1 protein-coding gene is annotated in these 303 nt (G+C 62.7%); it reads right to left on the bottom strand.

Annotated features, from left to right (window positions below):
- A partial coding sequence (locus LIY45_RS30665) for a phage baseplate assembly protein V (RefSeq protein WP_226478736.1) occupies positions 1-303 on the bottom strand: 303 nt, incomplete at both ends.

The following is a 303-nucleotide window of genomic DNA, read 5'->3' as shown; positions in this document are numbered from 1 at the left end:
ACCCACACGCGGGATGGCCATGGAACCCCAAGTCGCCCCGGCCCAGCCTTGGGTCACGCGGATCCAGCAGGAGCTGTGGTCGTTGTTTTTGTCCGAGCGGTCCCACGGAAACTGCACCTTGACCCGGCCCCATTCATCGCAATAGATCTCTTCACCGGGCGGGCCGACCACCGTGGCGATCTGTGGGCCGTCGATGCAGGGCTTGTCGCATAGCGGGGCTTTCCAGTCGGAGGTCCAGCGGATGGCGCTGGCTTTCATTTCATAGGACGTACCCTGGCCGCTACCAAAGGCTTCTTCCTGCAA

This window comes from Pseudomonas sp. MWU16-30323, assembly GCF_020515595.1.
Classification (GTDB): Bacteria; Pseudomonadota; Gammaproteobacteria; order Pseudomonadales; family Pseudomonadaceae; genus Aquipseudomonas; species Aquipseudomonas yamanorum.
Note: the sequence above shows the minus strand (reverse complement) of the source record. Positions and strands in the feature narration are given on the sequence as shown.